This is a genomic window from Terribacillus saccharophilus, assembly GCF_002272075.1.
Lineage (GTDB): Bacteria > Bacillota > Bacilli > Bacillales > Amphibacillaceae > Terribacillus > Terribacillus saccharophilus_A.
On record NZ_NPBJ01000004.1, the window covers coordinates 169,046 to 190,654 of the forward strand.

Here is a 21,609-nt window from a genome sequence, read left to right on the forward strand (position 1 = left end):
TATTTCCTTCCTTTCAGTTGCGAGATGCAATTGATTGGGCAATCTGTCCACCATGGAAACGTCCATTTTCAATGAATACTTCATTATTATTATTCCCAGCTGCGATTACACCCGCAATAAAAATACCCGGTACGTTTGACTCCATCGTTTCAGGATCATAGTCAGGCTTTCCTGTTTCTGGATGAATTGAAATACCCATGCTTTGTAGCAACTTCAGATCAGGCCGGTACCCAGTCATTGCAAAAACAAAATCAGCCTCGACTGAATGAGTCTCGCCTTCCACTTCATATATAACCTGTGTTTCGGTGATCTCTTTAATATGTGCATTGAATCTATGGTCGATGTATCCATTTCGAGCCAATGATTCGTATTCTGGCAAAATCCACGGCTTTACACTTTTGGAATATGTACTGCCACGATAGAGTGCTGTAATATTCGCACCGGCTTTATGAAGTTCCAGCACAGCATCGACGGCGGAATTCTTTCCGCCAATTACCGTCACATTTTTTCCGAAATAAGGATGAGCTTCTTTAAAATAATGGAATACGTGCGGCTGATCCTCACCAGGCACCTTCATCAAGTAAGGCTGATCGTAGTATCCAGTTGCCACAATTACATAATCTGCCTTATATTGTTTTTCCTCTTCCTTTATCGTCTTCGTAGTTAACGTAAAGTCATGAACGCTTCCAGACACTTGCATCACTCGTTCGAAAGTATGTATACGCAAATTCTGCCTCTGAGCTACTGTTCGATAATAAGCCAGCGCCTGGTTCCTGACAGGTTTCTTCATTTCGGTAACAAATGCTATGTCGCCTACCTCTAACCGCTCACTGGAGCTGAAGAAAGTCTGATGCGTAGGATATTGATAAATTGAATTGACAACATTGCCTTTTTCGATAAGAAGCGGTTCGATTCCGGCCTTTTGCAGCTCAATTGCTGCGGATAGCCCGCATGGACCTGCTCCTATAATAATTACTCGTTCTTTTTGCATTATACTGCTCCTTCCCATCCCTTTTCCCAAGAAAAGAGAAAGCTCTTATCCTTTTCGCTTCAGGATAAGAGCATGATTTCAACTATGATTAGATCCAGCCTCTGAATCTGGAAGCTTCCGCCATCTTTCGGACACCTACCATGTATGCAGCCAGCCGCATATCAACCCGCCTAGTTTGGGCAGTCTGATATACATTTTGGAACCCTTTCAGCATCACTTTCTCTAATCTCTCTTCTACTTCCTGCTCCGTCCAATAAAAGCCCTGGTTATTCTGCACCCATTCAAAATAGGAAACCGTCACGCCGCCTGCTGATGCAAGTACATCCGGAACTATCAAGATACCGCGTTCGGTCAAAATCTTGGTCGCTTCGAACGTTGTCGGGCCATTTGCTGCCTCAATCACAATCTGGGCCTTTATATTATGTGCATTATCTTTTGTGATTTGGTTTTCTACCGCAGCTGGTACAAGTATATCGCAATCAAGCTCCAATAATTCCTGGTTGGAGATTGTAGACTTAAACAAGTTGGTCACTGTACCGAAACTGTCCCGCCGGTCAAGCAAATAGTCGATATCCAGACCATCCGGGTCATGAAGCGCCCCGTAAGCATCTGAAATACCGATTACTTTCGCGCCAGCTTCGTGCATGAATTTAGCTAGGTAACTGCCGGCATTTCCGAATCCTTGAATGACAACACGTGCTCCTTCGATGCTGATGTCTCTCTTTTTGGCTGCTTCTTTCAAGCAAATCGTCACGCCTTTAGCTGTAGCTGTTTCCCTGCCATGTGAACCTCCCAGTACGATCGGCTTACCAGTAATGAAACCTGGGTTGTTGAATTCATCCATCCGGCTGTATTCATCCATCATCCATGCCATTATTTGAGAGTTGGTCATCACATCGGGTGCGGGTATGTCCTTTGTCGGCCCCACAATCTGGCTGATCGCCCGTACATATCCGCGGCTTACACCTTCAAGCTCGCGAAAACTCATTTCGCGGGGATCACAGATGATACCGCCCTTTCCACCTCCATAAGGTAAGTCGACGATACCTGCTTTCAGACTCATCCAAATGGACAATGCCTTTACTTCATTCTCGCTTACTTCCGGATGAAAACGCACGCCACCCTTGGTAGGACCAACTGCATCATTATGCTGAGCCCGGTACCCTGTGAAAATCTTCGTACTGCCATCATCCATCCGAACGGGAATACGAACTGTCATCAACCGTACCGGTTCTTTCAGTAATTCATAGACTTCTTCTGGATAGCCAAGTTTCTGCAAAGCCGATTGTACGACCCTCTGTGTCGATTCTAATACGTCCCTATGCTTGTTGTTGGTAGATTCCGCAGCGTTGTCGGCCACTGTTCTGTACCTCCTAAATGTTTCCCCATCTTGTTTAGCGATATTACCACATCAAATCTTCACATCCATTCTAACAAAAAAGCAGCCAGATAGATAATGAGAACCGTGTTTTTAATCAAAAATCAAAAAGATACCGGCGGATGCTCCGGTATCTTCGGCAACTTATGCAAAATACGTGCAGATCTGCCGTATTGCATCCTTATCGAAAATCTTCTTGCCGTACTCATTCAGCCTAACCGAGGTGACTATACTTGGGTTAGCGAATTCCGACATGACTGCAATTAAGTTTTCACGCGCCTCCGGATGGAGCAGCGTGCGAATTTCCATATAATAAAGATCGTTCATAAAATACACAGCGGCATCTTCAATGCCGATCTGGTCCAGCTGACGTGAAACGCTGATGATGTCCTCAAAATCTGTGAATGAGAAGATAAGCTCCCTGCTTTCGTCAAGTGTCACTTTCATCTCGATATAATCCTCTTCTTCTTCGAAGTCTTCCGTCTGCGGATACTGTGTTACGATGATCTGCATCCCTTGCGCTTGAAGAATATGCACTTGAACAAGAAGTGTGCCTTCCAATTCGAAGCCCAATTCATCGCTTGCTTCATACATCATATCGTGAAAAAGCTGATGAACGCCCGGAAGATCATGCCACAGATCTTCTTTAGTCAAGCCTCTCTCGATTAAATCGTCGAAGGTAAGAAAGATCTTGAATTGATTTAATGATACGCGCTCTAACTTCATCACTTTTCCCCCTTGGATGCCACTCTAGATATAGATAGCATATGATTCGCTTTATGTTTTGTACGCGGCACTCCCCCATTGGGAGCGTCCATTTTCATGATAGGTTTTAGTCTCGAACAGAAAGGATTTGTACGTATAGTTAGTATATTAATCTTTCAGTTAAAAATACCCTCGTTGTCCAAACTGAAAATGGACTAAAATAAGGCTGGTATCGACAGCGGCACATCCGTATACAGCAGGATAAATACTATCACTGCCAGCACGATGACCGTCAGGAGGATGAACCTGGCAATACCTCCATTCCAGCGCAGGCGGAAGCTTGTCCGCTGTCCGTCATGGATTGTTCGGCGTGGGGGTAAATTAAGAACATCGATACGCTGAACTGCTGGCTCCGATTCTTCTTTCTCGGGTGGTAATTCTTCATCACCGCGAGACTGTGTCACGGATGCCACCAGTTCCTCCAGATTCTGGTCCTTCTCTTCTGTCTTTGCCATGAAGTGTCCATCCTTCCATTTCCGTTTTACTGCTGCAGGAGATGATACAGCTGTTCCCGCCATCCAGTATGCTCCGGCTGTACATTCGTCAAAACCGACTGCCAATCAGCAAGGGTATCACCGCAATTATCGCAGCATCGGCCTTTTGCTGGTCGTACTTCAGATTGGAAGTCAGCAAAAAGTGCCTGTCGTCTGCATGAATCCGTATAGACCCATTCTTTCATACGCTGCAGCTGCTTCAGCTTATGTCTTTTCCTGTTCCCAACAAACTTCTCTATCTGGTCCAGGAAATCCTTCCAAGCATTTGCCTTATAATGCAGATGATTTCCCTTTACTATATCATGTTTCTCCATTTGATAAAGTAAAAATCGCCATTGCGTCTCACTAATCGGAATATGCTGGATGAGCAGCTCGTAGGAAGGCAGTTCAAGCTGTCCTGCTTTTACCCGCTGATAAAGGAAACGCAGCATTTGCTGAATCGAATCTTGCTCCGGAAGGTCCTGCTCAATTAGGTGGATCGGGATTTGCCAATCTCCCGGACTATAAAGAACCACACTTACACTTTCTTCGCCATCCCGGCCGGCTCTGCCGACTTCCTGAATGAAAGATTCCTTGTCACTTGGCAAATGATAATGAATTATCAGGCGTACGTCTTCTTTATCCACTCCCATGCCAAATGCACTTGTACAGCAGATGATCTGCAGCTGGCCGGATAAGAACTGCTGCTGTATCAATATCCTGTCTTCGTTCTCCATGCCTCCATGATAGTAAGCACATGGCATATCCGGCATATTAGCCCGGATGATGGCCGCAGTGCTTTCGGCCATATTTCGGCTTGAAAAATAAATAATGGTCGGAGCTTGAATCTTTCTAAGTAAAGCTAGCATCGTTTCATTTTTTTCCTGTTGATCTTGTACTTCTCTGATAAAGTATGAGATATTTTCCCGATCCATTGGATAGATATGCTTATCCATGTCCAAATCACCAAGCAAGTGCTGAATATCCACTTGGACTTCTGGAGTAGCTGTTCCAGTCAATGCAAGTACCGGCGGATTGCCTAGATTCCGAATCACTTCTGCCAGGCGCAGGTAATCGGTCCGGAATTCCTGCCCCCACTGGGAAATACAATGTGCTTCATCGACTACAAACAATTGGATATGCAGCGACTGCAAACGATTGATCAGATAATCATTTTGGAGCATTTCCGGTGACACATAAAGCAGATCGTAATTCTGGAGTTTTCGCATGATCTGCTGTTTGTCTTCATAATCGAGAAAACTATTCAGTGCAGCTACCCGCTTGAATCCTCTGGCACGCAGCTGTTTCACTTGATCCTCCATCAGCGAAAGCAGGGGGGAAACAACAATAACTTGTCCGCTCCGCATAAATGCAGGTAGCTGATAGCAAATAGATTTCCCTGTTCCAGTCGGTAAAACTCCCAATGTATGACGATTCTTCAATACACTTTCAAGTATCTCCTCCTGCCCAGTCCGGAAGTTGTCATACCCATAGAACTTCTGCAATGCCTTTTGTAAATCTGCGTTCATGCTTTCACCTCCTGCTCTTTCCGCAAAGCTAAAGCCAATCTAATTTGAAAATAGTCATATTTACCTTCCAGCAAAGCATGGATTTGTTTCAATTTATTAGTACCTGCTTGCATGGCGCACTCTAAAATGACAGCAGCATCGGTATCAGAAATAAACTTACTGGAAAGTGCTTCTCCATCAAGCCAAGTTATTTCCACTATATGATCCTTTATCGTGTTCTCCGTCAACCCTCTGACAAGCGCAATCTGCTCTACTGACATACCGCGTTCAAGCATTGTCCGTGTCTTTTGCGCCGTGGAAGTTATGGAGCGGATCTTGTGCTGGGGTCTATCCATAAGAGCAGCAAGGTGTGGAAAAGCTGCCGTATCGGTCTCTGCGTGCTGCAGGAGATGGTGAATAGTTGACGTCTGGTATAGGAGCACATCCGTATCATGCACATGATATTTTTCTGCTAGCTGTACAGTCGTCAACCCGATATGATGGTATCCCGTCAATCGATCTACAAATAACTCAGCCTGTATCTGCGGCAGTTCCTCCAGCAAGCCGTATAATTCCTCATATACTCCGTTTCGCCAATCATCCAAGCGATGCTGTTCCTGTCGATACAACTGCTTTATCCAATGCTGAATAGCAGGGTTATCCGTTACAGGTATATACCGATTCTCCCCTTTTGTTTGATTGGAAAGCAGCTGGACAAGCAGAAGCAGCCGATACAGAAATGGCTCTGTTTGTGATTGATAGGCCATACCATTGAAATACGGCATATTTTTTTTAATATCCTGTCCTTCTTCTTGCATGATATTGGCAGCTAATTTGTCGAATACCTGTCTCGATAGCTTCGGGTAGATACCGAACAGATGGGTAAGACCGTACATATGTGCATCCTGCAATGTTTGAGCGGATCGCTTCCCTTGCAGCAGATGATAGATAGATGCCGCGCTCCGTTCCTGACGTATGGGCTGTGCGGCATGGATTATGATAGATGCCAGAAGCATGCTAACCAACCTTTCTGTAAGCTTGTATTCCGTATCGGTACGCGCTACACTTAGTATAAAGCAAGAAACAGCTTTGGTGAAAGCGGAAGGGGGAAAAGCGGGATGGCAATGTATACATATGTCGATCAAGATACTTGTATCGCCTGCGGTACATGCGGAGCTGTCGCGCCCGATGTATACGATTATGATGATGAAGGTCTCGCATTTGTCCTGCTCGACCGCAATACTGGTACCTTCTCTGTACCGGAGGAATTGCAGGAGGATGTGACAGAGGCATTTGAAGCGTGTCCGACCGAGTCGATCAAGCTGAGTGATTTGGTTATTGCAAAGGATGCATTATCCCATATATGAAGAACCACTTCCCGTTAAGAGGAAGTGGTTCTTTTTCCTTCTGCAGGAATCCACTTGCTGAACAACCTGCGCAGTACAGGATATAAGATGAAAAAGAAAATTCCATTGCCGATCGCATGCATCGTATCGAAACTTATACCAGCAAGATAATACGCCAGGAAATGTTCCATTATGAACACATTCGGCAATGATATCAATAAGCCATACACATATCCTGCCAAAACGCTGGCAGCTGTCATGACAATCAGCGGGGGGTTTTTCCATAGCTTGCCCGCGAGACCGAAAGTCAGACCAATCAGTCCCCAAGCCAGCATCTGCCACAATGTCCATAATCCCATTCCTAGTATCATATTGGATAACAGCGTGGACAATACAGCGATAATGACACCTGCAGCCGGGCCAAGCAAAAGCGAACAAATGATGATGACACTCGTCATCGGCTGCATGTTCGGCAAGAAAGGAAACAGCACATTCGCATATATCCTTCCTACCGCAGCAAGTGCCGTCAGCATTGCTAAAAGAGTCAGCTTACGTGTGGTAAACATTAAGATTCCTGCAGATTGAAGATAACCTCGTCGCCGTCTTTCAGTTCAACCTCATTCGCTCCGACTGGTGATATTTCCTCATTCACGGTAAAAAGCCAATATTTGTTGGCATTTGCATCCTGAGCGTGGCCATCAATAGAAGTAATAAATCCACCATCTTCTTCGATGTCGAAGTTCTCTTTCATCACATCCAACAGAATATCGCCTTTCTCAAAGCTGACTTCCTTGGATGAAATCTCTTCTCCGTCTTCAGATAATGTTACTGTGACCTGCTGCTCTGCTTGCTGGTTTTGCTGCGGCTGTTCTTCCGTCCCGCAACCAGCCAGGACGCCTGCTGTCAGCAATAAAGCTGATAACATATGTAGTGCTTTTTTCATAAAAAAATCCTCCCTTTAGTAAAGGAAAGAGCATTAGAAGCTGCCGCTCCACCCGCTCAGTCCTCGAAGCGGTGAAACACAAGCACACAGGGCAGGTCTGCTGACTGATACCTTTATCTACTAAGAACCCTTCCCATCCAATTGGACAGTGGTTATGTTCTTTTCGGCGGTAATCACAGCTGCGAGGACAGTCACGGAATCACACCGCGTTCCCTATCAAGTCTGTTCGACACCTTGTACGCTTTGAATCCAGCTTATTTTATCATATTATGTCAGGTTTGTATCCCGCGGGAGACGAATAGTGAATGTTGTCCCCTCATGAAGCTTACTAGTTACTTTGATTGTTCCATCATGTGCTTGAATGATATTTTTAGCAATCGCAAGTCCTAATCCATTTCCGGTTCTGACAGTTTTTCTCGTCCTAGATTTATCGGCCTTGTAGAATCGTTCGAACACAAAAGGCAGATCCTCTTCAGGGATCCCGCTTCCCGAGTCTTTCACAATCATAACAAGCTGATCTTTATCGTCAGATACCAACACTTGGACAGCTCCTGCATTTTCAGTATGGGTAATCGCATTATCAATTAAATTAGTAAGTACTTGTTCAATTGCATCGGGAGCAAACTGGTAGGTCCGTTTATCTACTGCATTGACGAGTCCCAGTTTGATTTCCCGTTCATCAGCTAAACCCTGAAACTTACGGACGATCCGCTCCAGAAATGGATTTATTTCTACTTCTTCCATTACTAGATTTGTATCGCCTGCTTCCATCCGAGCAAGATCAAGCGACTGGTTGACGAGCCTTCCGATTCGTAAGGATTCATCATGAATGATTTGAGCAAGCTCGTTTTTCGCTTCAATAGTGTCAGCAATATCATCAATAATTGCCTCGCTATAGCCTTGCAGCAAGGAAATTGGTGTGCGCAGTTCATGCGTAATGTTCGTAATAAAGTCTTCGCGAAGCTTATTCAATCTGCGTTCCTGCGTCATATCCCGCACAACTGCAACCGCACCGCGAATTGCCGCATCATCATAAAGAGGTGTAGCAATAATCACCCATTCCCGTCCTTGGATCGTTACTTCACGGGTAACCTCCGATGCAGTTGAGACAACACTTTCCATGATTTCAAGCCAGACGCCTGGCACTTCATGGAATGTTTCGCCATTTTCAAACTGCCAATCATGGATAAATTCTTCAGCCGGCGGATTCGTCACGGTTAGTTCACCTTGCCGGTTGATCATGACAACACCATCTACCATTGCATTAACCACGCGGGCAAGATGTTCTTTTTCCTGACTGAGGGCATTAATATTGAATTCCAGCTGTTTTCCCATCTTGTTAAGAGCAGTCGCCAGCATACCTATCTCATCATGTGTGACAACAGGTACTTTGGTCCCGAATTCTCCTCTAGCAACGTTTAGTGCTGCATCCTGCATCTTTATAAGTGGTTTCGTGATCCTCGATGACAAGAAAAAGGCAAAAACGGTTGTAAGGACAAAGGCAATTCCTGCTCCCAGCAGGATGATTTGTGTCGTCTGATTACCTGTCTCTTTTACAACAGATAACGATTGATAGACATAAACCGCACCAGACCCATCCTGCAGTGGAGTACCGACAACTATTACACTTCTATCGGTATTAGGCAAGATAAGCTGTTTGGATACATCTTCTCCTTCTGTTACAGCTTTATTTAATACAGCATCATCCAGCAGCCATTGCTGGTCAACATCAGGCAATGGCTCCGCCTCATCCGGTTCAGATATCCAAAGCTCATCATCCTGAAGGATAGCAATGCGGGAATTCGGATCCTGGACACGCTCCGCAGTATCGTAGACGGTACTGCGGTCATCGATTTCTTCCAGCAAAATAGACACCTTCGCAGCTGTCTGCATAAGGCTCTCCTCTGCTTCTTCAATATGAAAATTACCGAAGAACTCCAGCAGCAGAAAAGTAAGCAGACCAAGGACGACTGACACAAGAACCAAGATAGTCAGCCATAGTTTGTTAACAACACTTCCCCACAGCATCAGCTTTTATCCGCTTCGAATTTGTATCCGACACCCCACACTGTCACTATCATGCTAGCTGCTTCTTCTGAAACCTTGCTCAGTTTTTCCCGTAGTCTTTTGACATGAGTATCTACTGTACGCAAATCTCCGAAGAACTCATATTTCCAAACCTGCTTCAGCAGCTCTTCTCTTCCGTACACTTTATCTGGTGTCGAAGCAAGAAAATGCAGCAGTTCATATTCCTTAGGTGTCAGTGTTACTTCCTGGTTATCCGCTGTCACCCGATGGGCATCTTTATCGATAGTAAGATGGGAAAATACAAGCAAATCCTTCGCTTTTGCATCGGTATGCAAATACTTAGTCGTGGAAGACCGTCGTAATAACGCTTTGACGCGCAAAACAACTTCACGAGGACTGAAAGGTTTTACAATATAATCATCCGCTCCGACTTCGAAGCCTTCCACGCGGTCAGCTTCTTCTCCCTTAGCTGTCAGCATGATGATCGGTGTTCCTTTTTCCTTGCGGATTTCCTGGCAAACTTCGATTCCATCCTTGCCAGGCATCATTACATCCAGCAAGATAACGTCATAGTCTGTTTCGTTTGCCATTTGAAGTCCCTGGTCTCCGTCAGCAGCTTCATCGAGCGTGTAGCCTTCTTTCTCCAGATACATGCGCACGAGTCTGCGGATTCTTTCTTCATCGTCTACTACAAGAATATGTGCTTCTGTTTCCATGGTCCTTCCCCTTTTCTCTTTTTAGGTTAAGCATACGCGTGTAAACCAACGATAAGCAAGTTTACTGCCAGCAAATTGAACATGATAATACAAAAACCGATAACTGCAAGCCAGGCAGATCGAATTCCTTGCCAACCTCTCAGCATACGTATATGTAAATAAGCAGCATAGAAAAGCCAAGTGATCAGCGCCCATACTTCCTTCGGATCCCAGCCCCAGAAGCGGTCCCATGCCTGCTGGGCCCAAATCATTGCAAAGATTAGGGCGCCAAGTGTGAAGATAGGAAAACCGACTGCTACTGAACGATAGCCAATGTCATCCAGCATATCCTTTGGCATCCTTTGCACGAACGGCTGCAGTGCTGCGCCAATCCTTTTTCTAGTGAAGAATCGAATGAGAATATACAACACACACCCTGAGAGCAAGGATAAGAAGATTGTATTAAGCTTCAGTGCCGCATTTTCACCGCGCATCCAGTCCGGAACAGAGACCTTGAACGGAAATGGTGAAGATACCATATCAATTGGAACAAAGAAAGGCGGCAGCTGATAGATGATGCTTGCATCTGCAGTCATCACAGTCGCAGTATATCCGAAAGTTCGGAAAAGAATAGCGAGCAGCATATACCCTGCAACCGATAAGATAAGAGCGATTATAGCTTCGATGAGCCATACCCTTCTATCCGGTTTCTCTTGGTCCGTTTCATGTAGGATATAAAGAAAACCTGCGAAAAAGCTGACAGCAAGTACTGCTTCTCCAAGTGCAGCCGTTGTTACATGAATATACAGCCAATGGCTTTGCAGCGAGGGTACTAGCGGTGCCACCTCACGCGGAAACATGGCGGCACAGCCAATGATAAGAATGCTAATTACCAATGCCATCACCGCTAAGAGTTGATAGCGATAAAACCGATACACAATCAGCAGCACCAATATGAGCATCATGCCAAAGAAGGTCATGAATTCGAATAAATTGCTTACTGGTGCATGTCCGCTGTACACCCACCGAAGGATGAAGAAACCGAGCTGTGCAATCCACCCGGCAGCAGTGACTCCCCAGGCAATCCTCTCAGTGACGCCATGCCGCTGCTTGGCTGCTGACCAAGTGAATAGAACGATACCAAACAGGTAACTGATAAAAGCAGCTTCCAGTAAATGTCCGCTTAAAATAGATAACTTATCCATCAGCTGCTCTCCCCTTTATCACAGATGTCAAAGATACGATCCATTTCTCTTTCAAAGGAGGACGTATGCTTATTCGTATGTCCCGCAATCAGATAGGAGCCATCTGCTTGTCTTTGGAGCCATATTCTGCGATGCTGCCAATAAAGACCTTGGATAAGACCGATCATGAAAATGAGTCCACCGAGCAGGAATACCGGCAAGGTCAAATCACGCTTTACTGACAATCCAGTTACATTATGCGTATCATAATCCACTGCACGTACGCTGTAATTGTTCGTTCCCGTTTTCGATACAGCCTCATCAATTGCTATGAAAAGCCTCTCCGTATGATTGTCCTCTGAAATATCGAAAACGAATCCAGGATTACGAGGAAATTTCGTTGCGGTGATGATTTTGTCCCCGTCTAATTGATAATCCGGATAATAATCAACCAATTTAGCTTGCAAGCCATTATCAAGCTCATAATCTGCTTGGGGATTTTCGGTATCGATCTTAAAATCAGCTGTTACACCTTCTTCATTTTCAGTGCGGAGAGTCAAGCTGCTGAATTCATTCAGCTGATAGCCTGATTGATAAATCGTAAATCCCGCAGCTTTGCCAGGATGATTCACAGACACCGTCATTTGATTCAATACATCCAAATCAGGGGTCTCACCTGCTATATGATCCTCAGCTTTGTAGACGATGATATCTGTTGAGAAGCTTTTCGGAATCGATCTACCTTCTTGTTCGATAGCAGCTTCGAATTTTGGATCGTCATTTTCGTATGTATCTACACTGAATTGCTCATTTTTGATAAACAATGATTGATCGGTATCGGGTACTACCGCTGTCTCTCCATCTCTTATCCAGACAAATTCATCTTGATAGAAATAAGGAAACAGTCGGAGAAAAGCAGCCAGCAGCACTAGCAGCAATCCGATATGATTCACATAAGGTCCCCATCTGGCAAACCTGTTTTTCTCTGCCAGATAATCTTCACCATTTTGACGAATCCGATAACCTCTGCCTCGTATTTGCTTCAACAAGCGCTCCTGATTACTTATTTCCTTATATCTCACATACACTTGACGTATGAGGAAATGTTTCTTGCGTTTCACTGGCTGCAGCTTCAAAGCACGGTATAACGGAAAAAAGCGATCGATACTGGCAATCAAGATACTGGCACCAAGTAATCCGAGCAGCGTCATATACCACCATGAGCTGTATAACTGATCAAAACCCAAGTCAAGATACAGACTCCCAAACACACCATATTCTGATTCGTAAAATTCCTGAGGTGTTCTCCCAATTGGAATGTATGCCCGCTGTGGAAGAATGGTCCCGATCGCCGTTATAAGCAATACCAGCAGAAGAATATACATTCCGTTCCGCACAGAAGCGAAAAACCGCCAGATCTTATCAATTATCGTCTGGGTACGCTGCTGGGAGCGCCGGTCTGCGCCTTCATAGCGCATATCCAGCTTTTCTATCAATACATTCCCACAATTATGGCATCTTTCGCTATCCAGATTGTTCTCATGCTTACAAATAGAACATTTCTGCAAATACATCGCCTCTTTTCTCAAGGCACAATCTCATCCACATATTCCTCCAGCCGCTCCGTCTCTAACGGACCATAAACCGTCCTGCTGACTGTTCCGTCAGCGGAGATGAAAAACGTAGCCGGCAACGCATCTACTCCATATGCTTCCATCACTTGTCCATTATCCAATAAGATTGGAAAGGACAAATTATACAGATCCAGGAAACGCTCAATAACAACGCTGCTTTCGTCCACATTGACAGCAGCAAAGATTACATCCTTATTTTCATATGTATGGGATGCCTTTTCAAATAAAGGCATTTCCTGCTTACAAGGCTCGCAATAGGTTGCCCAAAAATTGACTATAACACCTTTGCCGCGCTTTTCGGATAGCTTGAATTCCTGACCTGTCTGTAAATCCTTCAGCATGAAATCAGGAGTCTGCTGTCCTGCTTCCACTTTTGACGCCTTCCCTTCTCCCAACAGCTGCCAGCATGCTATCAAAACAAAGCAAGCCAGTATGGCAAGCACAGTCAGGCGTACAATGAAGCGCCGTTTACGAATAGGTGTCACGTATCCTCACCTCTTTGCCAAGTATAGCACGTCCGCCGGCTGCCAATTTTGACAAATTATTTACGATTTTCTTTGTATTCCTGTTTAATGCGATGTACTTCTTCAGGAGTCAGCTTACGATACGCACCTGGCTGAAGCCCTTCAAGTGTTAAGAAACCGTATCTTTCGCGCTTCAGCTTCTGAACAGGAAATTGAATTCTCTCCATCATTTTCCTCACCTGACGGTTACGTCCTTCATGAAGGATAATTTGAACGAGGCTCGTATTCTTCTTTCTATCAGCGCTCATCAGCTTCGCATAGACAGCTTTGCATTTATGCCCGTCTATCATAATGCCTCGTTTCAGCTGTTTCAGCTCTTCGGGGGAAGGTATGCCCTTAACTTTGGCAACATATACTTTGTCAATCTTCTGGCTTGGATGCATGAGCATGTTGGCAAATTCTCCGTCATTCGTCAAAAGCAACAAGCCTGATGTATCATAATCCAGACGGCCGATCGGATAGACTCTTTCCAACACATCCGGCATTAAATCAAGCACAACTTTCCGGTCTTTCTCATCCTGTACGCTTGAGATGACACCGCGTGGCTTGTACAGCATATAATAGACTGATTTTTCCTTTTCAAGCGGTATACCATTTACCTCTACGGTGTCTCTATCGGTTACTTTTATGCCAAGTTCCTTTACAACCTTGCCATTAACCTTAACTTTGCCTTCCAAAATCATCGTCTCTGCTTTTCTTCTTGATGTAATGCCACTGTGGGCGATTACTTTCTGCAGGCGTTCTGCTTGTTTATCCATGTACTGATCCTCACTTTTTATCATCAGGAACAAAAGAAAGAGCGTTAACGGTTGTCAACGCCTCTCATGCTCCGAATATAATCGTTACTACTATGATTGAAGCCATTATACCAATAACATCAGCTAACAGTCCAACTTTTAATGCATCTCCCATCTTCCGGATACCGACAGCACCAAAATAAACTGTCAGTACATAAAAGGTCGTATCCGTACTCCCCTGAAGAACCGAAGCCAGCCGGCCAATGAAGGAGTCAGGTCCATGGGTCGCAATCAGCTCGGTAGTCATCCCGAGTGCGGCTGTCCCGCTGATCGGCCTTACAAGCGCCAGAGGGACAATATCAGCAGGCATTCCGATAAAACTCAAAAAAGGCGTAATCAGACCGATTATGGCATCCAATGCACCAGAAGCCCGAAGAATCGCAATCGAGACAAGCATCCCTAGCAGAAAAGGGAGAATCGAGATAGCCAGACCGATGCCTTCCTTGCCGCCATCTACAAACAGTTCGTAAGTCGGCAGTCGTTTTGCTGTGGCGATAGTTAGTACGACAAGGATGAGACAAGGAATGATCCACATGCTGGCGGTCGCAAGCAGACTCATAGATGACGCTCCTTCCGTCGCCTGATTTCATAGAAAAGCCGATCAATCAGAATGGCTCCGATGAATGAGATGATAGAAGCCAGCAAAGTTGCGCTGACAATCTCAGTTGGTGATTGCGAATCATATTTCATCCGAACAGCAAGCACTGTCGTAGGAATAAGCGTCAAACTCGATGTGTTAATTGCAAGGAACGTAATCATGGAACGGCTTGCTTTCGGACTGCCGCTGAGCTTTTTCATCTCTTCCATCGCTTTGATTCCCATCGGTGTCGCAGCGTTTCCTAAACCAAAGAAATTGGCAGTCAAGTTGGACAGGATATATCCCATTGCCGGGTGATCCTTCGGAATGTCCGGAAATAATCGAGCAATGAATGGCTTAGCCAGCCGGACTAGACCCTTTAAAAGTCCGGCGGCTTCTGCTATTTTTGTGATTCCGAGCCAAAATACCATCACACTAATCAAACTGATGGCAAGCACAACTGCGTCATCTGCACTTTTGAAGATAGCTTTATTTACTTCATCCATCGTGCCATTGATCATGGCATAAATAATGCCGCCGATCGCCATGATTGCCCATATATAGTTCACCATAAGCGGACACCAGCCAGCTCATCAAAAAGTTGCTTTGTAGAACCAGCTAGCGTCGGTGTCTGCGGGACTGCGAAAATTGGCACTGTACCGATTTTCTTTTCGTTCAAATAATAAACATCGGCACCAATCTGCTGGTTTTCCTTTTGCTTGTCCTCTTTCAGGAGCTGGGTCATAGTATGCGCTTGTTTCTTTTCCTGCTCGGAAAGCGGATAAATAAGGGACGTGCCTGTTTCAGACTGTTTCAGCTTGGTAAGCTCATATTCATCGAATCCCCATTCAAAAAGATTCATATGATCACGCCAGTCATCCGGGTCGTTTATCGTGACAACAACCAGTTCCATTCCATCTTTTTCTGCAGTACTAACAAGTGTCCGGCCCGCCTTTTTCGTATAGCCTGTCTTACCGCCGGTAGAGTAATCATAATAACGCGTGAGCATCTTATTTTTATTGCCCCAGGCATACAGCTTAGAATCGGCTTTGTATGTTTTCGTCCCGCTGATCTTACGGAAGGTCTCATTTTGCATGCTATACTTCGTTAATAATGCCATGTCATATGCGGAGCTTTGATGTGTTTCGGTATCCAGACCGTGCGGATTATCAAAATGAGAATCCTGCATGCCAAGCCATGCTGCTTTCTCGTTCATCAAATGCGTAAATCCTTCTTCACTGCCGCCCACATGCTCAGCTATGGCTACGGCTGCGTCATTTCCGGATCGAAGCATCAGCCCGTATACAAGATCTTTCAACGGTATTTCCTCTCCTTCCTCCAGGTAAATGGAGGATCCCTCTGTATATACTGCATTTTTACTGACATGGACTTCTTCATCCATCTTGCCTGATTCAATAGCGATGATAGCGGTCATGATTTTTGTGATACTGGCGATCCTTTTCGGATCAGATGCATTTTTTTCATATAAAATCCTGCCCGTAGAAAGCTCCATCAGGATAGCAGCATCTGCAGATACTCCAGGTTTGGCGGCCGCTTGCCCTGGCAGGAGCATCGCACAGAGGATTATAACTATCATTACAACCAGAACGCGCTTGAACATGTTTCAAACCCTCCCTTAGTCATCTATCATCAGTGTATGCACAGAAGACAAGCTTATGAACAAGTGAAAGACCCCTATCCATATGGATAGGGGTCTTTCACTCAGAATGGCGCCCAGTTCACTTGCTTGGCAGTTTGAAATCTTTGTGTCACATTCGCCCAATTGACGACGTTCCACCAGTTTTCCACATACTGCTTCTTTTCTGTTTTATATTGCAGATAATAAGCATGCTCCCACATGTCTAAGACTAATAAAGGAATTGTATCTGCCAAACTGAAAAATTGATGCTTTTCAAGTGTCTGAATAGCCAAGTGTTGTGACCTTGGCTCCCAGACAAGGATAGCCCAGCCGACTCCTTCGACACTGTCTGCAGCCTTGGAGAACATGTCCTTAAACCTCTGGAAGGATCCAAAATCTTTTCGGATCTGCTGCGCGAGCTGTCCGGAAGGTTCTCCGCCGCCATTAGGCGACATATTGTACCAGAAAATCGTGTGAAGGAAATGACCAGAACCATGGAAGGACTGCTCTCTTAAATAATGCTTATAATCCGAGCTTGTTTTGTTCCCTCTATTCACGTACAGCATTTCCTCTGCTTTATTCAGTCCATCGACATAGGATTGATGGTGTTTTGTATAATGCAGTTTCATTATCTCTCTGCTTATGTGCGGCTCTAATGCATCAAATCGGTAAGGAAGTGGCGGCAGTCTATGCTGACCCCATCGGATACTATTCTGACGACTGACCTGCTCCGCTCGGGCTGCTAATCTCTCTGCATCCTGACGAAGTTGTAACACAGCTTCCTGTGAAATAGTTTCTGCAGATGATAGCGTCTGCTGCAGGTTATGCTGCAGTTCACGTAGATCAGGTTCCCATTCCTCTAAAGCCTCTCCTGCATGTTCTTGCATTGCCTTACTCCATTCTAACAATGCTTCCAGATAATTTCTGCTGTTCAAGATCACTCACCTCGCCCTAGCATATGTACCCGTACAGCTAGGGGAATCTTGTCAATCCGATTCGGCTGGAAAATCTTCGAAGAACAGATCTGCTGCTCCTTCAGGGTCATCGGTTCCTTCCGGTAAAGGAGGCAGGTCATCCAATGTATGTAAACCAAAGTAAGCAAGAAAAGCAAGTGTCGTAACATATAAGATCGGTCTTCCGATGCCTTCCTTGCGGCCGCTCTCTTCTATAAAGCCTCTGGCAACAAGTGTCTGAATCGGCCTCTCGCTCTTAACACCGCGAACTTCCTCAACCTCGATTCTTGTGATCGGCTGTTTATATGCTATGATTGCCAGCGTCTCAAGGGCCGCTTGCGATAGCTTGCTGTTTTGCGGAGAATCCAGCAGTTTACGATGATAAGCTGCATGCTCTGATTTTGTTGTCAGATGGTAGGCACCTTTCATTTCCATAATAGATAGACCGCGGTCTGGAGATTCGTAGGCCACCCTAAGTGCTGCCAATTCCTCTTCAACTTCTTTTTCTCCTAATTCCAATGCATGCATAAGCTGTTTCTTTGTCAAACCTTCATCGCCGGCTGCAAACAACAGCCCTTCCAGAATACTGTTATACGGTACTTCCATCTTGCATCCCCATTTCAAATACGATTAACTCATCAAAATGCTGTTTTTGCTTGCAGAAAATTTGCTGTTTTTTCATCAATTCTAATATAGCCATAAAGGTGACGACAATGTGCTGCTTTGTTCGTTCCGGGAATAATTCAAAGAAATCGACCCCTTCTTTTCTGGCTTTAAGAGAATGCAGTACCTCTCCCATTCGATCTTCCAGCAAAATTTCTGCACGCTGGATTTTCGTATCGAGCGGCTGGCTCCATTCTCTTCGGCGAAAAACACGCTGCAAGGCAGCTACCATATCATAGACCGTAACTTCACCTGGCTCGAGCGGTTTCAATTCCGGTTTATCCGGAAGCGGTGCTGGCGGTCTTGTATAAAGCTTGTCAGCAGACAGCTCTTTTTCTTTTAATTCTTCCGCTGCTTCTTTGAACTTACGATATTCAATCAAGCGATTCATAAGCTCATCTCGAGGATCTTCCTCCTCCATTGCGGCTTCTTCATCGAGTGCTGCTTGATTCGGCAGAAGCAGCTTGCTTTTCATTGCAAGAAGCGTTGCCGCCATCACTAAATATTCACTGGCAATGTTCAATTCCAATTGCTGCATCGTATGTATATAGTGCATATATTGCTCGGTGATCACTGCCACCGGAATGTCATAGATATCGATTTCATATTGGTTAATCAAATGCAGGAGCAGATCAAGCGGGCCTTCAAACCCATCCAGTTTCACACTGTATCCTTGCATATAATCTCCTCCTTCCGAAAAAAGTTCACTACCGCCCATACCCTGACTTAATTCCCGACATACCTTATACCGTAGGATAAATGTTCAGACATCCTGGCTTTTATCTGAGTCACATTTTATAAAGGAGGAATTTCACCATGGGTAGCTACGGCGGAGGATTTGCTTTGATCGTTGTGCTTTTCATTCTTCTAATTATCGTAGGTGCTGCTTGGCTATAAGCCGAGCGCATAAAGAAAACCAGCCTTCTTAGGAGGCTGGTTTTTATTTTAAGCTTCTGTTTCGCATTTCTCAAGGAAATTCTTTGTTTCATCCGTCGCAGTAACTTGATGCATAGGCGAATACATGTTACGTAACTCACAAACCATCTGCTTGCCGATGCCATTGCCTCGGTGAGATGGATCGACCGAAATATGCTGCACGATGGCTTTATCCTCATCGATCACGACTCCCAGTGCCCCGAGGATATCATCTTCATCTTTCCAAAGAAACAAGTGCCAATTCGGATTGTTATTGTATTCCTGAATTGTCTGCTGCAATTTTTTTACTTCTTTTACATCGGGCATAAAAGATAAAAGTCCCATTGCGATTTTTTCCATTGACTTCTTGTATCGTATTAGCATAATAACCCCTCATTAAGAAAATAACTTTCCGATCAAGGACAGAAGGAATAAGCAGCTTGCTCCCATCATGACCCAGAAAAGCACCTTCTCTTGTTTGTCACTATCCTGCAACTGTGTTCAACTCCTGCCGTACGTAGTCTTATTTAAAACCTATCTACGTTTTTTGTCAACTTTACTTTCACGCATTTTCCCCATATACTTACTGCCGGACTACAACAAAGAATTCTATGGTAGTTTCTCCTACATCCCTCGCTCCATACAAAGGATAGAAGCAGAATCTGGCGAGAGTGACGGTTTATGTGGTAGAATCATCACGAGTACATACTCATTTTAATCTAGGAGGACAAGCAAATGGCTAAAAAAGGTTACATCCTAATGCTGGATGGCGATAAAATTGAATTCGAACTATATCCGGAGGAAGCACCAAACACAGTAGCGAACTTCGAGAAGCTCGCGAACTCCGGTTTCTATAATGGCGTAACGTTCCACCGCGTTATCCCAGGCTTCGTGAGCCAAGGTGGCGACCCGACTGGCACTGGCGCTGGCGGCAGCGGTACAACAATCAAATGTGAAACAGAAGGAAACCCTCATAAGCATGAAGCCGGCAGCTTGAGCATGGCGCATGCAGGTAAAGATACAGGCTCCAGCCAGTTCTTTATCGTGCACGAGCCACAACCGCACTTGAATGGTGTTCATACTGTATTTGGTAAAGTAACTTCCGGTTTGGAAATCGCTCGCAACATGAGAAACGGCGACACAATGGAAACTGTAGAAGTTTTCGACGAAGAATAAAAAAATCCTGTATGCATCATGCATACAGGATTTTTTTATTCATAAGAAAGATCAAGCCTTGTTAGTTCCTCAGCTTCTTCTCTTCTGACGACAAGTCTATCGACTCCATTTTCGACAAAGACAACCGCTGGTCTGCCAAAGCGGTTATAGTTGTTTGCCATCGCGTAACCGTAGGCGCCGGTACTGAAAACTGCGAGCAAGTCTCCAGCCTCTGCTTTCGGTAAATCGATATCCCAAATCAGCATATCTCCTGATTCGCAGCATTTACCGGCAATGGATACTGTTTCTATTGCTTTCTCATCTGCACGATTAGCAATTTTAGCCTCATAAACAGCTTTATAAAGTGCTGGACGAAGATTGTCCGTCATCCCACCATCAACAGACACATATTTACGTACACCAGGAATCTCTTTAACAGAACCGATCGTATAAAGTGTTACTGCCGCATTCCCAACAATTGATCTCCCTGGCTCAATCCAGATTTCCGGCATCTCAATTGATGCTTCCTCGGCCTCCGCTTTGATTCGTGTTACCAATGCATGAATATAATCTGACAATGGAAGCGGTTCGTCGTTCTCCGTATAACGGATACCAAAGCCGCCGCCTACGTTAAGTACTGCAGGTGCATAACCAAAATCATTCTGCCATGCTTTAATAAGCTCGAACAGCCTGCCTACTGCCATCAGAAATCCATCGGTTTCGAATATCTGGGAACCGATATGACAATGCAGCCCCTTCATTCTGATCACTTCGCTATCCTTTACCTTACGAAACGCTTCCTCAGCTTGTCCATTACTAATATCAAAGCCGAATTTTGAATCCTCATTGCCTGTCAAAATATAATCATGTGTATGTGCTTCGATGCCCGGCGTAACACGCAGCAGGATATCCATCTGCTTTCCTTGTTCCTTCAATACCGCTTCCAATAAGGCAATTTCATGGAAGTTATCCACAACCACACAGCCGATGTCATGCTCTACAGCCATTGAAAGTTCTTCATAGCTCTTGTTATTGCCATGCAAGTGAATTTTTTCAGTCGGAAAGCCGGCTTTCAATGCAGTATGCAGTTCTCCGCGGGAAACTACATCCAAGCTGAGTTTTTCCTGCTTCGCTACCTGCACCATTGCGACCGAAGAAAAAGCCTTGCTCGCATATGCGACTTGAGCTTTGACTCCCAATGTTTCAAACGCCTCGACAAATGCCTTAGCATTTTTCCGGATAACGCCGACATCGTACACAAATAATGGTGTACCATATTTTTTGGCTAATGTGACGGCATCTACTCCGCCTACTTCCAAAATGTGCTGATCATTTACTACAAAAGGGTGCTGCATAAAATTACCTCCAAACAACGGCTTCATCGGATAAGGCATAAAACAAAGCCCATCTTTCCGCATAGGAAGAAGATGAGCTTTCGCTT

25 protein-coding genes and 1 riboswitch are annotated in these 21,609 nt (G+C 44.9%); of the genes, 3 read left to right on the plus strand and 22 right to left on the minus strand.

The genetic code is table 11. The annotated features are described in order from the left end of the window. Window positions 1-13 precede the first annotated feature (13 nt). The 6 genes from CHH48_RS03540 to CHH48_RS03565 all read right to left on the minus strand — a co-directional run bounded on the left by CHH48_RS03540 (window position 14) and on the right by CHH48_RS03565 (window position 6,131). Window positions 14-991, minus strand: coding sequence for a YpdA family putative bacillithiol disulfide reductase (locus CHH48_RS03540; protein ID WP_095217937.1), 978 nt, complete (start codon window positions 989-991; stop codon window positions 14-16). Between the two features lie 88 nt (window positions 992-1,079). Next, the gene (locus CHH48_RS03545) at window positions 1,080-2,351 is read right to left on the minus strand and encodes a Glu/Leu/Phe/Val family dehydrogenase (RefSeq protein ID WP_095217938.1); all 1,272 of its coding nucleotides are present in this window, start codon (window positions 2,349-2,351) and stop codon (window positions 1,080-1,082) included. A 162-nt stretch (window positions 2,352-2,513) separates the two neighbouring features. After that, window positions 2,514-3,095: a genetic competence negative regulator gene (locus CHH48_RS03550; RefSeq protein WP_095217939.1), complete on the minus strand. Its 582-nt coding sequence runs from the start codon at window positions 3,093-3,095 to the stop codon at window positions 2,514-2,516. A 194-nt stretch (window positions 3,096-3,289) separates the two neighbouring features. Beyond that, window positions 3,290-3,652 (minus strand): hypothetical protein, encoded by a 363-nt coding sequence (locus tag CHH48_RS03555; protein ID WP_095217940.1) that lies wholly within the window; start codon window positions 3,650-3,652, stop codon window positions 3,290-3,292. Continuing rightward, window positions 3,616-5,136, minus strand: a complete 1,521-nt coding sequence (locus CHH48_RS03560; protein ID WP_095217941.1) for a RecQ family ATP-dependent DNA helicase — start codon at window positions 5,134-5,136, stop codon at window positions 3,616-3,618. Before CHH48_RS03560 ends, CHH48_RS03555 begins: the two co-directional genes overlap by 37 nt. Continuing rightward, window positions 5,133-6,131: a helix-turn-helix domain-containing protein gene (locus CHH48_RS03565; protein WP_095217942.1), complete on the minus strand. Its 999-nt coding sequence runs from the start codon at window positions 6,129-6,131 to the stop codon at window positions 5,133-5,135. Before CHH48_RS03565 ends, CHH48_RS03560 begins: the two co-directional genes overlap by 4 nt. A 102-nt stretch (window positions 6,132-6,233) precedes the next feature. Between CHH48_RS03565 and CHH48_RS03570 the strand changes: the two genes are divergently transcribed. After that, complete coding sequence (locus CHH48_RS03570) at window positions 6,234-6,482, plus strand: ferredoxin (protein ID WP_095217943.1); 249 nt, start codon at window positions 6,234-6,236, stop codon at window positions 6,480-6,482. A gap of 14 nt (window positions 6,483-6,496) precedes the next feature. Here the strand turns inward: CHH48_RS03570 and CHH48_RS03575 are convergent, their stop codons facing one another. From CHH48_RS03575 to CHH48_RS03640, 14 genes are all read right to left on the minus strand, one after another. Next, on the minus strand, window positions 6,497-7,027 hold the full coding sequence (locus tag CHH48_RS03575) for an ECF transporter S component (RefSeq protein WP_095217944.1): 531 nt from the start codon (window positions 7,025-7,027) through the stop codon (window positions 6,497-6,499). Further along, window positions 7,027-7,404: a DUF4430 domain-containing protein gene (locus CHH48_RS03580; RefSeq protein WP_217903015.1), complete on the minus strand. Its 378-nt coding sequence runs from the start codon at window positions 7,402-7,404 to the stop codon at window positions 7,027-7,029. The genes CHH48_RS03575 and CHH48_RS03580 overlap by 1 nt, the downstream gene beginning before the upstream one ends. Before the next feature lie 73 nt (window positions 7,405-7,477). Then, window positions 7,478-7,656, minus strand: a riboswitch (cobalamin riboswitch). A 15-nt stretch (window positions 7,657-7,671) separates the two neighbouring features. Next, window positions 7,672-9,432 carry an ATP-binding protein gene (locus CHH48_RS03585; RefSeq protein WP_095217945.1) on the minus strand — a complete coding sequence of 587 codons (1,761 nt, stop codon included), beginning with the start codon at window positions 9,430-9,432 and terminating at the stop codon, window positions 7,672-7,674. Next, the gene (locus tag CHH48_RS03590) at window positions 9,432-10,148 is read right to left on the minus strand and encodes a response regulator transcription factor (RefSeq protein ID WP_038560981.1); all 717 of its coding nucleotides are present in this window, start codon (window positions 10,146-10,148) and stop codon (window positions 9,432-9,434) included. The genes CHH48_RS03585 and CHH48_RS03590 overlap by 1 nt, the downstream gene beginning before the upstream one ends. A 26-nt stretch (window positions 10,149-10,174) precedes the next feature. After that, entirely contained in the window at window positions 10,175-11,332 is a 1,158-nt protein-coding gene (gene ccsB, locus CHH48_RS03595) for a c-type cytochrome biogenesis protein CcsB (protein WP_095217946.1), read from the minus strand. Beyond that, entirely contained in the window at window positions 11,332-12,879 is a 1,548-nt protein-coding gene (gene resB / locus CHH48_RS03600) for a cytochrome c biogenesis protein ResB (protein ID WP_176466357.1), read from the minus strand. Before resB ends, ccsB begins: the two co-directional genes overlap by 1 nt. A gap of 17 nt (window positions 12,880-12,896) precedes the next feature. After that, window positions 12,897-13,430: a thiol-disulfide oxidoreductase ResA gene (resA, locus tag CHH48_RS03605; RefSeq protein ID WP_095217948.1), complete on the minus strand. Its 534-nt coding sequence runs from the start codon at window positions 13,428-13,430 to the stop codon at window positions 12,897-12,899. 56 nt (window positions 13,431-13,486) lie between these two features. Continuing rightward, complete coding sequence (locus CHH48_RS03610) at window positions 13,487-14,227, minus strand: pseudouridine synthase (protein WP_095217949.1); 741 nt, start codon at window positions 14,225-14,227, stop codon at window positions 13,487-13,489. 64 nt (window positions 14,228-14,291) lie between these two features. Further along, entirely contained in the window at window positions 14,292-14,825 is a 534-nt protein-coding gene (locus CHH48_RS03615; protein WP_095217950.1) for a spore maturation protein, read from the minus strand. After that, window positions 14,822-15,415, minus strand: coding sequence for a nucleoside recognition domain-containing protein (locus CHH48_RS03620; RefSeq protein ID WP_095217951.1), 594 nt, complete (start codon window positions 15,413-15,415; stop codon window positions 14,822-14,824). Before CHH48_RS03620 ends, CHH48_RS03615 begins: the two co-directional genes overlap by 4 nt. Then, window positions 15,409-16,464: a D-alanyl-D-alanine carboxypeptidase family protein gene (locus CHH48_RS03625; protein WP_095217952.1), complete on the minus strand. Its 1,056-nt coding sequence runs from the start codon at window positions 16,462-16,464 to the stop codon at window positions 15,409-15,411. Before CHH48_RS03625 ends, CHH48_RS03620 begins: the two co-directional genes overlap by 7 nt. Before the next feature lie 101 nt (window positions 16,465-16,565). Then, window positions 16,566-17,417: a superoxide dismutase gene (locus CHH48_RS03630; RefSeq protein WP_245840295.1), complete on the minus strand. Its 852-nt coding sequence runs from the start codon at window positions 17,415-17,417 to the stop codon at window positions 16,566-16,568. Window positions 17,418-17,468: 51 nt separating this feature from the next. Next, window positions 17,469-18,041: an SMC-Scp complex subunit ScpB gene (gene scpB / locus CHH48_RS03635; protein ID WP_095217953.1), complete on the minus strand. Its 573-nt coding sequence runs from the start codon at window positions 18,039-18,041 to the stop codon at window positions 17,469-17,471. Next, a complete protein-coding gene (locus tag CHH48_RS03640) occupies window positions 18,025-18,777 on the minus strand; it encodes a segregation/condensation protein A (protein WP_095217954.1) in 753 nt (250 codons plus the stop codon). Before CHH48_RS03640 ends, scpB begins: the two co-directional genes overlap by 17 nt. Before the next feature lie 137 nt (window positions 18,778-18,914). Here CHH48_RS03640 and CHH48_RS03645 point away from each other — a divergent pair, with 137 nt between their 5' ends. After that, the gene (locus tag CHH48_RS03645; RefSeq protein ID WP_038561009.1) at window positions 18,915-18,995 is read left to right on the plus strand and encodes a YjcZ family sporulation protein; all 81 of its coding nucleotides are present in this window, start codon (window positions 18,915-18,917) and stop codon (window positions 18,993-18,995) included. Between the two features lie 48 nt (window positions 18,996-19,043). Here the strand turns inward: CHH48_RS03645 and CHH48_RS03650 are convergent, their stop codons facing one another. Next, the gene (locus CHH48_RS03650; protein WP_095217955.1) at window positions 19,044-19,397 is read right to left on the minus strand and encodes a GNAT family N-acetyltransferase; all 354 of its coding nucleotides are present in this window, start codon (window positions 19,395-19,397) and stop codon (window positions 19,044-19,046) included. A 351-nt stretch (window positions 19,398-19,748) separates the two neighbouring features. Here CHH48_RS03650 and CHH48_RS03655 point away from each other — a divergent pair, with 351 nt between their 5' ends. Further along, window positions 19,749-20,189 carry a peptidylprolyl isomerase gene (locus CHH48_RS03655; protein WP_038561014.1) on the plus strand — a complete coding sequence of 147 codons (441 nt, stop codon included), beginning with the start codon at window positions 19,749-19,751 and terminating at the stop codon, window positions 20,187-20,189. A gap of 35 nt (window positions 20,190-20,224) precedes the next feature. On the opposite strand, the gene lysA is transcribed toward CHH48_RS03655, so the two are convergent. Further along, window positions 20,225-21,523: a diaminopimelate decarboxylase gene (gene lysA / locus CHH48_RS03660; protein WP_095217956.1), complete on the minus strand. Its 1,299-nt coding sequence runs from the start codon at window positions 21,521-21,523 to the stop codon at window positions 20,225-20,227. Window positions 21,524-21,609: the final 86 nt, after the last annotated feature.

What these genes read in the sequence shown, in the direction of transcription:
- CHH48_RS03540 (WP_095217937.1), bottom strand. Translation starts at nt 991, where the DNA reads ATGCAAAAAGAACGAGTAATTATTATAGGAGCAGGTCCATGCGGGCTA.
- CHH48_RS03550 (WP_095217939.1), bottom strand. Translation starts at nt 3,095, where the DNA reads ATGAAGTTAGAGCGCGTATCATTAAATCAATTCAAGATCTTTCTTACC.
- CHH48_RS03555 (WP_095217940.1), bottom strand. Translation starts at nt 3,652, where the DNA reads ATGGCGGGAACAGCTGTATCATCTCCTGCAGCAGTAAAACGGAAATGG.
- CHH48_RS03560 (WP_095217941.1), bottom strand. Translation starts at nt 5,136, where the DNA reads ATGAACGCAGATTTACAAAAGGCATTGCAGAAGTTCTATGGGTATGAC.
- CHH48_RS03565 (WP_095217942.1), bottom strand. Translation starts at nt 6,131, where the DNA reads ATGCTTCTGGCATCTATCATAATCCATGCCGCACAGCCCATACGTCAG.
- CHH48_RS03570 (WP_095217943.1), top strand. Translation starts at nt 6,234, where the DNA reads ATGGCAATGTATACATATGTCGATCAAGATACTTGTATCGCCTGCGGT.
- CHH48_RS03575 (WP_095217944.1), bottom strand. Translation starts at nt 7,027, where the DNA reads ATGTTTACCACACGTAAGCTGACTCTTTTAGCAATGCTGACGGCACTT.
- CHH48_RS03580 (WP_217903015.1), bottom strand. Translation starts at nt 7,404, where the DNA reads ATGAAAAAAGCACTACATATGTTATCAGCTTTATTGCTGACAGCAGGC.
- CHH48_RS03585 (WP_095217945.1), bottom strand. Translation starts at nt 9,432, where the DNA reads ATGCTGTGGGGAAGTGTTGTTAACAAACTATGGCTGACTATCTTGGTT.
- CHH48_RS03590 (WP_038560981.1), bottom strand. Translation starts at nt 10,148, where the DNA reads ATGGAAACAGAAGCACATATTCTTGTAGTAGACGATGAAGAAAGAATC.
- ccsB (WP_095217946.1), bottom strand. Translation starts at nt 11,332, where the DNA reads ATGGATAAGTTATCTATTTTAAGCGGACATTTACTGGAAGCTGCTTTT.
- CHH48_RS03610 (WP_095217949.1), bottom strand. Translation starts at nt 14,227, where the DNA reads ATGGATAAACAAGCAGAACGCCTGCAGAAAGTAATCGCCCACAGTGGC.
- CHH48_RS03615 (WP_095217950.1), bottom strand. Translation starts at nt 14,825, where the DNA reads ATGAGTCTGCTTGCGACCGCCAGCATGTGGATCATTCCTTGTCTCATC.
- CHH48_RS03620 (WP_095217951.1), bottom strand. Translation starts at nt 15,415, where the DNA reads ATGGTGAACTATATATGGGCAATCATGGCGATCGGCGGCATTATTTAT.
- CHH48_RS03625 (WP_095217952.1), bottom strand. Translation starts at nt 16,464, where the DNA reads ATGTTCAAGCGCGTTCTGGTTGTAATGATAGTTATAATCCTCTGTGCG.
- scpB (WP_095217953.1), bottom strand. Translation starts at nt 18,041, where the DNA reads ATGGAAGTACCGTATAACAGTATTCTGGAAGGGCTGTTGTTTGCAGCC.
- CHH48_RS03640 (WP_095217954.1), bottom strand. Translation starts at nt 18,777, where the DNA reads ATGCAAGGATACAGTGTGAAACTGGATGGGTTTGAAGGCCCGCTTGAT.
- CHH48_RS03645 (WP_038561009.1), top strand. Translation starts at nt 18,915, where the DNA reads ATGGGTAGCTACGGCGGAGGATTTGCTTTGATCGTTGTGCTTTTCATT.
- CHH48_RS03650 (WP_095217955.1), bottom strand. Translation starts at nt 19,397, where the DNA reads ATGCTAATACGATACAAGAAGTCAATGGAAAAAATCGCAATGGGACTT.
- CHH48_RS03655 (WP_038561014.1), top strand. Translation starts at nt 19,749, where the DNA reads ATGGCTAAAAAAGGTTACATCCTAATGCTGGATGGCGATAAAATTGAA.
- lysA (WP_095217956.1), bottom strand. Translation starts at nt 21,523, where the DNA reads ATGCAGCACCCTTTTGTAGTAAATGATCAGCACATTTTGGAAGTAGGC.